Origin of the sequence: Allotamlana fucoidanivorans (assembly GCF_045788535.1) — a bacterium.
In the GTDB taxonomy this organism is placed as follows: Bacteria; Bacteroidota; Bacteroidia; order Flavobacteriales; family Flavobacteriaceae; genus Allotamlana; species Allotamlana fucoidanivorans.
In genome coordinates, this window is the sequence record NZ_CP074074.1 from 3,350,338 (window position 1) to 3,362,098 (window position 11,761).

Below are 11,761 nucleotides of genomic sequence, written 5' to 3' on the forward strand. Positions count from 1 at the left end.
GATTGATGTTGACTTTTCTAATTTATAATTTGCCTAGTTTTTAATTTTATATAGTTGTTTTTCAAACCGACTAAGGGATTTATTGCTGTTTAAATTCAAATCATTCATACCACAGCCGCCCTGACTTGACACCAATTTATGCCCAGTATGAAATACTTGATACTAACTTTATAAATTCCTGTAATTTGAAAAACTGGTGCTTTAGAACTTGCTTGCAGGGTATGAAATTGCGTCTCTGTACTTACGCAACTTAAAAGACAAAAAAACAAAAAAATAGAGGAGATAATAATTTCCATAGGGTTGCTTAGTTGTTAAATGGATTTTCAAGTTAGGCAGAAAATCAAATCACAAATGTTAGCATTATGTTAAACAAGACTTAACGACTGTTAATTAACATTTTACAGCATGCATCTAACCTCTCTTATCACCTCATTAACACACAGAATTAAGTCTTTTTTTAATTACAACTAAAGAAGATTAAAAGAATGTTTAACTTTGCTTCTATTTATTTTCTATTCTACAGTAAGAATGATAAACATTCACCCAAAAACATTAAAAGATTTAGAATTTCCAACGGTTTTAGATCAAGTAAGCGAACTATGCATAACACCTTTAGGGCATCAAAAGACTTTAGAAATAAAGCCCTTTAAAGAACAAGAAGATTTGCTTTTTTCTTTACACTTAACAAATGAATACACGTCTTCATTTCATAATGATAACCGCATACCTAATCATGGTTTTGACACCATAGCTAAAGAAATTAAGCTCTTACAGATAGAAAACACGTATTTAGAAGTTCATGGCTTAAAGAAAATAGTAGCCATGTCAACCACTGTAAATGACATCATTGTCTTTTTAAAAAAATTTGAAGAATACTACCCCAACTTAAACACACTTGCTGCTTCTATTGAAGTTACTAAAGTTCTTATTGAAAAAATTGAAACCATTGTAGACCGTTTTGGAGACATCAAAGATAACGCCTCTCCACTTCTGGCAGAATTACGACAATCTATTAACAAAGTAAAGGGTAAAATTAATGCTAGTTTTAGTACAGCACTTAACACCTACCACAGTTTAGAATATCTTGATGACATTAGAGAAACTGTTGTAGACAACAAACGTGTTTTGGCCGTAAAAGCCATGTACAGGCGTAAGGTTAAAGGCTCTATTATGGGGAGTAGCAAAACAGGAAGTATTGTTTATATTGAACCTGAAGCCACCTTACAACACACCAGAGAACTCAATAATTTAGAATATGAAGAACACGAAGAAATTATTAGAATTCTAAAAGAAGTAACCAATTTTATTCGTCCGTTTTTACCGCTCTTGAAAGATTATCAGAAGTTTTTAATAGACCTTGATGTCATTTCAGCAAAAGCAAAATATGCACAATCTATGCATGCTATTCTTCCTGAGTTTTCAGAAGACAAAAGCATGTTTTTGCGTGACGCTTATCACCCCTTGCTTTATTTAAACAACCTCATAAAAAACGAAAAAACCTTTCCGCAAACTATAAGCCTTCAAAACGACAGTCGCATTATAGTTATTTCTGGTCCTAATGCTGGCGGAAAAAGTATTACCTTAAAAACCATTGGTTTATTACAAACTATGTTGCAATGCGGTATGCTCATACCCGTGCATGAACGTAGTCGCGTATGTTTATTCGACCGAATTTTAAGTGATATAGGAGATAATCAATCTATTGAAAATCACCTAAGTACTTACAGCTATCGCCTAAAACAAATGAATTACTTTTTAAAAAAATGCAACAAGAACACGCTTTTTTTAATTGATGAATTTGGTACAGGCTCTGATCCTGAACTAGGAGGTGCATTAGCCGAGATTTTTTTAGAAGAATTTTACCATCGTGAAGCTTTTGGTATCATCACGACACATTATTCCAACTTAAAAATATTAGCTAATGAATTGCCTTATATGGTAAATGCTAATATGTTATTTAATGAAAAAACATTAGAACCATTATTTAAGCTTGTAATTGGCCAGGCAGGAAGTAGTTTTACTTTTGAAGTTGCTCAAAAAAACGGCATCCCATTTAGCTTAATTAACAGAGCTAAAAAGAAGATTGAGCGCAGTAAAGTACGTTTTGATGCTACCATTGCCAAACTTCAAAAGGAACGTTCTAAACTAGAAAAAACAGGACTATCCTTAAAGTTAAACGAAAAAAAGAAAAGTGAAGAAGCGGATAAACTAGAGGAGATCAATGCAAAAATTCAAAAAAAACTAGAAGATTATCAGGAGCTATATGATAGCAATCAACGTCTTATTTACCTTGGTCAGAAAGTAAATGATATTGCCGAAAAGTATTTTAACAACAAACAAAAACGTGCAGCGATTGATGAGCTTTTTAAATTAATTCAGATTGAAAACTCAAAGCGCAAAAAAGTTTCCAAAAAACAAAAACAAGCTGAAAAAAATAAGGAAAAACAAATACAACAAGAGGTAAAAAATAAAGTTGAGGTTATTAGAAAAAAGAAACAAGAAGAAAAGAAAAAAAACATTGAAGCACCAAAACCAAAGCCTATTATAAAACTTGGTGATCGTGTACGCCTTGAAGATGGACGCGCCATTGGCACGGTTGATAAAATTGAAAAAAATAAAGCGGTAGTAAACTACGGTATATTTACTACAAATGTAAATCTTGATTTATTAGAACTGGTTGAAGCAAAAAAATAAATTTATCTAAAGCAGCCCACTAATCTTCAAACCCTTATATTTCAATTTTTACAGTTAAAATCAGCGAGAGATTTGGGTTTTCCCTGTTTTTAAATCTTCCTCTTTTTGCGATACAGAAGCCATTATTTACCTTTCGGCCTCAAAGACTTTTTTCGAGCGCTTTCAAATATTTCCTCTTCCTTTAACACATTTTCTTCATGAGGGTCAAACCAGCCCGGTTTCATATTTTTTGAATCCCATAATTTGTATTCTTCTTCTAATTCGGCAACCATATCAGGATTGTCTTTTGCAATATCATGACGTTCTAAAGCATCATGTTTTAAATCGAAAAGCAATGTTTTATTTTTATAAGCGCTCTTGTACAATTTATAATCGCCCTTTCTAACCGCATATTCAAAACCTCCTGAAGACCGCCAAAACAACTTCTCATGCGGTTTAGCTGACTTTTCTTTATGACTTAAATAAGGCAAAAGATTCACGCCTTCTAATTGAGGTTCATCACTCAAATTTCCTCCTGCAGCCGACAATAATGTTGGAAACAAATCCAACGAAGAAACCACCTGCTCATAACGTTGATAATTTTTCAGACCCTGTGGCCAGGAAATAAAAAATGGTACTTTAATGCCACCTTCAAAAAGCATCCCTTTATGACCGCGGTTGGGTCTGTTGTCTGCATGCGTACCTCTACCTCCATTATCACTTAAAAAGACTATAACTGTATTATCTTTAATACCGTGAGCTACTAAGGTGGAGTCTATTCTACCCACACCATTATCCACAGCGTTTACCATGGCACCATATATGCTTCTTCCTGCATATTCAATATGTTTTGTGTTTTCTAAATATTGCTTTGTAGCATGGTCTGGGGCATGTGGCGCGTTATAAGCTAAATACATAAAGAATGGTTTCTTCTTATGCTGAGAAATAAAGTTAATCGCTTCATTGGTAAAATCATCTGTTAAATATGTTAGTTCACTTTCAGGAACTTTTTTTCCATTTCTATAAATAGTTCTCAAAGGCCCGTCTGAAATTCCCCAATAATTCATACCTCCTCCTGGAAACCCAAACCAATGATCAAACCCTTGTTGTGTAGGATGTAAATTAGGGTGATCTCCTACATGCCACTTCCCTATAGCGCTAGTGGTATAACCTTGTTCTTTTAAGGCTTCTGATAGCATTTTTTCACTTAGCGGGGTTCCTACTGAATCATCATTTTCACCTTCGTAAGGCATATTACAATCATGACCAAACCTTGCTTGATATCTTCCTGTTAACAGACCTGCTCTTGACGGGCTGCAGTATGGATGAGAAACGTAACCATTTGAAAACACAATCCCCTCTGATGCAATTCTATCTAAATTTTCTGTAGGAATATCAGTTCCTCCATTAAAGCCAACATCTGCCCACCCTTGATCATCCGTTAAAACAATTATAATGTTTGGCTTTTCTGCTTTTGGCTTTACGCTTTCGCCGCCTTCTTTTCTTAAAAATGCAGAACAAGCCAATACCACAAAACTTAATGTACTAAATATCAATATTATATTAAGAATTTTATTTTTTTTCATTCTAATTCATTTTAAAATTAATTAACCAGACACAATAAATATAAGGGGTTACTTATCAATCCAATCCATTATAACTTCTTGGTAAAATTAAATTATGAAATTCAAAACAACCTGATCTTTGAGTTTTTTTATATAACATATGGTTAAATTTAAAATTTTGGTTCTCGATGATTTTTATAACGTAGATTAATAAATTATTTTTAAACACTACACTAAAACTAAACTTATAAAACATCTTATATGAGGCATCTAAAACGAACCGTAATTCTAACTTTTTGTTTAAGTATTTTTATATTTTTCTCGTGTCATTCAGAGAAATTACAACCTACGAAAGATCAAAATTTCAACAAAGATTGGTTATTTAAAAAGGGCGCATTATCAAATGGCGAAACCACCGATTTAGATGATAGTGCTTGGCGAAAACTAAACTTACCACATGACTGGGCTATTGAAGGCCCTTTCAGCAACACATACAATGCGAGAACAGGCGGGCTACCTGTTCATGGAGAAGCTTGGTACAGAAAACATTTTTCTGTAAATCCTTTAGAAAAAGGAAAACGTATTTCAATTGAATTTGATGGTGCCATGAATAATGCTAAAGTTTGGTTAAATGGGCATTACATAGGCGAACGCCCCTACGGATATATTGGTTTTGAATTAGATTTAACCGAACACATAAAATTTGGAGAAGACAACCTCATTGCAGTTCAACTTACCCCTCAAGATTTAGCCGCACGTTGGTACTCTGGTGCTGGTATATACAGAAATGTTCGCTTAAAAATCAATAACCCTGTACATATTCCTCAATACGGAACGTATGTAACAACGCCTGAAGTTTCAAAAGAAAAGGCTCTTATCAACATAAAAACAAAGGTGGTTAGCTTTGACTCCAAAACCTCAAAAGCTGTTTTAAAAACAAGCATTCACGATGAAAATGGACTAATTGTTGCTGAAAATAATCAAGATATTACATTGAGTTCTGAGGTTGACACAGAGGTTTTACTAACGGTTAACAATCCTAATCTTTGGGATATTACAACCCCTGTTCTATACCAAGCAAAAAGCATGGTGTATATTGATAATCAACTAGTAGACACCTATATTACACATTTTGGCATAAGATCTATTGCTTTTGACAAAGACAAAGGATTTATGCTCAATGAAAATCAGGTTGAATTGAATGGTGTTTGTATGCATCATGATCAAGGGCCGTTAGGAGCAGCCATAAATTATAGAGCCAAAGAACGCCAAATGCAAATTATGAAAAGTATGGGTGTTAATGCTTTAAGAACCAGTCACAATCCGCCTTCACCTGAAATGCTTGAAGTGTGTGATAAATTAGGTATTTTGGTTATTGTTGAAGCTTTTGATGAATGGAAAATGGGTAAGGTTCCCAATGGGTATAATCAATATTTTGATCAATGGCATGAAACTGATTTGCGAGATATGATTAAAAGAGATAGAAATCACCCTTCGGTCATCATGTGGAGTATAGGAAATGAAATTCTAGAACAAGGAAAAAAGGATGGTTGGAAAATTGCAAAACAACTAAATGATATTTGTCATGATGAAGACCCCACTAGACCAACTACGGTAGGTTTCAATTATTTTCCTGCTCCTTTTGAAAATCACTTGGCGGAACATGTCGATATTGTTGGTATGAACTATTGGCCAGAGCAATACAACTCGATTTTAGAAAATAATCCTGATATGATTGTTTATGGATCCGAAACTTCTTCACAAACCAGCAGTCGTGGCGTATACCATCTACCCATTGCATTTAAAGAACAACACGAAACCAATCATGTTTCAAGTTATGATGTTACGGTAGGTCCACCTTGGGCCTATGCACCAGATATTGAGTTTGACGCACAAGCCAAAGAACCACGATCTTTGGGCGAATTTATCTGGACAGGGTTTGATTATTTAGGAGAACCTACACCCTATGGAGGTCGAGACAATTCAACCAATGGCTATTGGAATGATGATTGGCCATCACGATCTTCATATTTTGCTCCTGTAGATCTATGCGGTTTTCCTAAAGACAGGTATTATTTATATCAAAGCCAATGGACATCAAAACCCATGGTACATGTATTGCCACATTGGAATTGGGAGGGTAAAGAAGGACAGGATATTCCTGTTTTCGCATATACAAATGCTGAAGAAGTTGAATTGTTTGTAAATGGGGCATCGTATGGAAAAAAGGTAAAAGGAAAAGATGTTACCGAAATACCAGCTGAATATCATGATTATAAAAAAGGCTGGTACAAATCAAAATACCGTTTATCATGGCAAGTTCCTTACCAACCAGGTAGCATTAAAGTTGTAGCTTATACAGACAATAAAATAGTAGCTACTAAAGAAATAAAAACAGCCGACAAACCAGCTAAATTAACGTTAATAGCAGATAGAACAGAAATTCAGGCTGATGGAACCGACTTATCATTCGTTACCGTTAAAATTGAGGACGAAAACGGAAACCTATGCCCATTAGCTAGTAACTTAGTAAACTTTTCAATTGATGGCGAAGCAACTCTGGCTGCAGTAGGCAATGGTGATCAAACATCATTAGCTTCCTTTCAAGCTAATGAAAGAAAGGCATTCAATGGGTTGTGTATGCTTATAATCAAATCAACAGAAAATTCAGGTATTGTAAAAATTACCGCATCTTCTGAAGGTTTACAACCTAGCACAGTGAACATCACAACCAAATAAACCATACAAAATGAAATTTTTGCTATTTAACATTCTATGGTTTTTATTAGGTTTTTCAGTATACGCGCAGTACAATATTGTTTTTATTGAATCTGATGATCAAAGCAATCAAACTATTGGGGCTTTTGGAAATACCTTAATAAAAACACCTAACATGGATAGGCTTGCTTCAGAAGGCATAGCGTTTACTGCGGCCTATAATATGGGATGTTGGTCGCCTGCTGTTTGTATTCCGAGTAGAACCATGCTGTTCTACGGAAAGTATCTCTGGGATTCACAAAAAATAACAAAAACCAATGCTCCCAAAGCGCTTCCAGAATTACTAAAAGACAAAGGCTATAATACGTATATGACTGGAAAATGGCATGCTTGGGGAAAGCCTCCAAATGACATTTTTGATGACTTAGGAAGCATTCAGCCAGGGCAATTAAAAACGTACCATACTAAACAAGGACATGTAACCGATATTACGGGACAGGAAGCAGTAAGCTATATTAAGAGTTATAAACATGAAGCGCCTTTCTTTTTATATGTTGGCTTCAATGCGCCTCATGTACCGAGACAAACAAAACAAAAGTACTATGACATGTACCCCACAGAGCAAATTCAATTACCTCCTAGTGTAGTACATAATGGGCCTTTAAACCCTAATATAAAATACAACTACACCAATCCGCCTATAAAACATAAAACCATGAAAAGTAGGGTTCAGCAGAATAACGCCATGGTAAGTCATATGGATGAACGGGTTGGAGATATTTTAAATGCTCTTCAAGAAAAAGGACTTTATGATAAAACTATTATTGTTTTTATGTCTGATCACGGCATCAGTTTTGGAGAAAACGGTGTGGCCGGAAAAGTATGCCTATATGAACCGAGTGTTACGGCTCCACTTATTATAAAAGCGCCAAATTTAGATAAGAATAAAATATACAATGACCGTGTTTATCTGCAAGACATAACTCCTACGCTTTTAAATATGCTAGACATTGAAATACCTCATTATGTAAAATTTCAGAGTCTTATTCCCATAATAAAACACAACGCCAAACCAAGAGCATCTATTTATTTAGCCATGTTTGACGACCAAAGAGGTATTATACGCAATAACAAAAAACTAATCATGTATCCCAAATCTGGTGACATTGAATTGTATGATTTAGAAAAAGACCCTTGGGAAACCAAAAATCTAAAAAACACAAAGGGAGCCAGAACTCTAATATCAAGTTTAATAGCAGATTTTAAAACTTGGCAAAAAGAAACAGGAGACACTTTAGATATCTCTCCTATATTCAAAGCCTTTACAGAATGAAAATTACAGTAATCATAGTAGGTCTTGCGCTTTTATGTGGTATTGTCTCTAATAAAGTTCAATCACAATCAAACATTGTGCATGATACGCTTACCACAACATGGAAAGGTTTCAAAAGATTAGATTTTAAACTAGAAAATCATGAGGTAAGGCTAACTATACCTCATAAAAAAGCAACTGGAGCTCCTTGGATTTGGCGTGCGCGTTTTCCTGACTATCATAGTGACATTAACAGCTTATTGTTGGATGCAGGTTTTCATGTTGCTTACATAAATACCAATAACATGTATGGAAGTCCTAAAGCTATTACTGTTTGGAATAACTTTTACAAGTTTTTAACCCACAAGTTTCAATTAAATAAAAAAGTTGTGTTTCATGGGCATAGCAGAGGCGGATTGTTTGTTTATAATTGGGCAAAATTAAATCCTGATAAAGTGTCTTGCCTCTATCTGGATGCGCCTGTATGTGACTTTAAAAGCTGGCCTGTTGGATTTGGTTATTCTAAAAGAAATCATAAAGACTGGAATCAATTAAAACTAGTTTATGGTTTTACTTCAGACTCAGAAGCGAAGTCATATACCAACAACCCCATTGATCATTTACATGAATTAGCCAAAGCACAAATTCCTGTGCTGCATACCATAAACCTTAATGATAGCGTGGTGCCCCCTCATGAAAACACCATAAAACTAATCAACACTTATATAAGTTTAGGTGGCATTGCCAGCGTTTATCCTTGCTCAACCGAAAAAGCAAGTTTAGACGAGCATCATTATGATATCCCTAATACCGAATATGTAGTAAATTTTATAAAGCAAAATCTGAATTAAAAATATAGCAATGAAAAACCTTATTATTTTTTTTGTCATACTATGCCATGCAACAATACATGCAGACACTTATAATATTTTAGACTATGGTGCAAAGGCAGATGGTAAAACATTAGACACCAAATCGGTGCAAAACGCTATTGATGCCTGTACTCAAAATGGCGGAGGTACAGTTATCATTCCGTCAGGTAAAACAGTTTTGATAGGTACTATCTACTTAAAAGATTTTGTTACGCTTTATTTAGAAAATGGTTCCGTTTTATTAGGCAGCCCTAACATATCAGATTATGCCACAGACACCTATAAAAACATGTATAAAAATGAACCACACATGGATCGTTGTTTAATCTTTGCCAAAAATGCTAAATCATTTACCATAAAAGGAGAAGGTACTATTGATGGCAATGGATATACCAAGAATTTCACAAGAGAAAAAGGCGGTAGGCCTATGATGATACGTTTTTTGCATTGTAATGATATTAAAATTAAAAATGTTTCTTTAATAAACCCAGCGGCATGGACCTCTGCTTGGTTATATTGTAATGAGATTGTTGTTGAAGGCATTAAAATTGTGAGCAGAGTTAACAACAACGGAGATGGTTTAGATTTTGATGGCTGCACCAATGTAAGAGTAAGTAATAGTTCTTTTGATACCAGCGATGACTCTATATGTTTACAAACGTCACATCCAGATTTTCCTTGTAAAGACATTGTGGTGACAAACTGTGTATTTACTAGTAAATGGGCTGGTATGCGTATTGGATTATCATCAAGAGGTGATTTTGAATCCGTAACCGTTTCAAATTGCACCTTTCATGACATCCAAGACTCAGGACTAAAAATTCAAATGAATGAAGGTGGAGAAATGAAAAACATGGCATTTTCTAATCTCGTTATGAGAAATGTTCCCAGACCTATTTTTATGACCTTCTGCCAGCAAAGAGCTGGTGTTGAGTCTCCAATGGAAATGTTTCCCATGAAGGCTATGCATGGTTTTCTTTTTAGCAATTTTATTGTTGATAATCGAGAATTAGACAAGAATTCAGCCATTTTTATAACAGGCATGCCAAACCACTATATTACAGATATTCAACTCAATAATGTTTTATTTACGGTTTCAGGAAAGGGTTCAAAAGTAGATGCTAGTAAATCCGATTTTAATGAATATACTTTAGATGTTTTAAACGGTTGGTGGCCAGAATTCCGTTTGGTAGGCACACTGCCTGCCTATGGTATTTTTGCACGTCACGTTGACAGAATTTCAATTAATAATGTTCAAATAAAAACTATAGATTTAGACGAAAGACCTCCTATAGTATTTGATGATGTTCCTGAATTTAGTCTAAATCAAATTTTTGCCAATCAAATTCCTGTAAAAGTACCAAAGATATTAAATAAGTAGGCATTTAATGATTCTCAAAAAAAGCAAAACCAATGTTTAAAAAATCAGTTCTATTCGTTTTTATCATTTTTTATGGATGTATTGAGAATCAATTCACTTACCAAAACCAGCTCGACTCTTTTAAAAATAAAACTCAAATTATTGAGCTAGTTTCTAGCGATGGGATTGGTAGAATTGCTGTTGCCCCCAAAATTCAAGGTAAAATATTATTTTCAACCACGCAGGGTTTACAAGGTTCTCCCAACGGATGGATAAATAAAACGTGCTTTCAAGGAGATACTATAAATATGGCTGCTGTTGGTGGTGAAGACCGCATATGGGTTGGCCCTTTAGGTGGCCAATACTCATTTTATTACCAACAAATAAAACCGCTTCATGAAGACCATTGGAAAGTGCCAAAATCATTAAGCGTAGAACCCTATATTTTAATAGAACATGATGATAAGAAAGTGGTCATGCAAAAGAAATTTCAACTTACAAATTTCATGGGAACCAAGTTTAATTTCACCATTAATCGTCAAATAAAGCTATTAGAAAAAGATGATATTGAAACCAACTTAAATATAACGCTTCCTAAAGATTTAAAGCATGTAGCTTATGAAAGTCGTCATGTTTTAACCAATAAGGACACTATCCCATGGCAAAAAAACACGGGTTTAATTTCTCTGTGGAGCGCTGGTATGTTTCAGGGTCATGATAAAAATACGGTTATTATTCCTTTGGAAAACAAAGGTGCTTTAAACAACATGTATAAATATATGGGACAGTTGAATCATGACAGGCTCAGGGTTACTAACCATGTTGTGCTTTTTAAAGCCGATGGAAAATATAGAAGCAAAATTGGTATACCAAACCTGTATGCGCCTTCCGTGTATGGCTGCTATTCAAAAAGCAAAAACCAACTAACTATTGTGCAATTCAAAAAAACTCAGGACACGTTATTTTCAAATTCCCATGCCACCGTTCAAAATAACCCGTATCGCGGCGAGGTAATTCCTATTTATAATAATGGACCTATGGATTTATCAATAGCAGAAAGCAATGGCTTTTTTGAATTAGAATCCACCTCTTCGTTTAAAGCGCTTTTACCTTCAGAAAGCTTAAATCACTATCATCGTATCTATCATTTTTCAGGAAACGAGTCTGTTTTAAACAGGTTATCTACTGATTTATTAGGGATTTCACTAAACCAATGCTTCTAATAAACAACATGTAATGCTGTTTTTAGAATATCTTTTAT

7 protein-coding genes are annotated in these 11,761 nt (G+C 34.5%); 6 read left to right on the forward strand and 1 reads right to left on the reverse strand.

The features are described 5' to 3' along the window. Positions 1 to 528: 528 nt before the first annotated feature. Positions 529 to 2,694 carry an endonuclease MutS2 gene (locus KFZ70_RS14240; protein WP_139694943.1) on the forward strand — a complete coding sequence of 722 codons (2,166 nt, stop codon included), beginning with the start codon at positions 529 to 531 and terminating at the stop codon, positions 2,692 to 2,694. Positions 2,695 to 2,816: 122 nt separating this feature from the next. Here KFZ70_RS14240 and KFZ70_RS14245 read toward each other — a convergent pair whose 3' ends face one another. After that, entirely contained in the window at positions 2,817 to 4,259 is a 1,443-nt protein-coding gene (locus KFZ70_RS14245; protein ID WP_139694944.1) for a sulfatase-like hydrolase/transferase, read from the reverse strand. A 240-nt stretch (positions 4,260 to 4,499) separates the two neighbouring features. Between KFZ70_RS14245 and galB the strand changes: the two genes are divergently transcribed. The 5 genes from galB to KFZ70_RS14270 are packed head-to-tail and all read left to right on the forward strand — an operon-like array spanning position 4,500 to position 11,723. Next, a complete protein-coding gene (galB, locus tag KFZ70_RS14250; protein ID WP_139694945.1) occupies positions 4,500 to 6,977 on the forward strand; it encodes a beta-galactosidase GalB in 2,478 nt (825 codons plus the stop codon). 10 nt (positions 6,978 to 6,987) lie between these two features. Continuing rightward, the gene (locus KFZ70_RS14255) at positions 6,988 to 8,289 is read left to right on the forward strand and encodes a sulfatase-like hydrolase/transferase (protein ID WP_139694946.1); all 1,302 of its coding nucleotides are present in this window, start codon (positions 6,988 to 6,990) and stop codon (positions 8,287 to 8,289) included. Further along, the gene (locus KFZ70_RS14260) at positions 8,286 to 9,119 is read left to right on the forward strand and encodes a S9 family peptidase (RefSeq protein ID WP_139694947.1); all 834 of its coding nucleotides are present in this window, start codon (positions 8,286 to 8,288) and stop codon (positions 9,117 to 9,119) included. Before KFZ70_RS14255 ends, KFZ70_RS14260 begins: the two co-directional genes overlap by 4 nt. 10 nt (positions 9,120 to 9,129) lie before the next feature. Further along, positions 9,130 to 10,521: a glycoside hydrolase family 28 protein gene (locus KFZ70_RS14265; RefSeq protein WP_139694948.1), complete on the forward strand. Its 1,392-nt coding sequence runs from the start codon at positions 9,130 to 9,132 to the stop codon at positions 10,519 to 10,521. Between the two features lie 32 nt (positions 10,522 to 10,553). Continuing rightward, positions 10,554 to 11,723 (forward strand): DUF6786 family protein, encoded by a 1,170-nt coding sequence (locus KFZ70_RS14270; protein WP_139694949.1) that lies wholly within the window; start codon positions 10,554 to 10,556, stop codon positions 11,721 to 11,723. Positions 11,724 to 11,761: the final 38 nt, after the last annotated feature.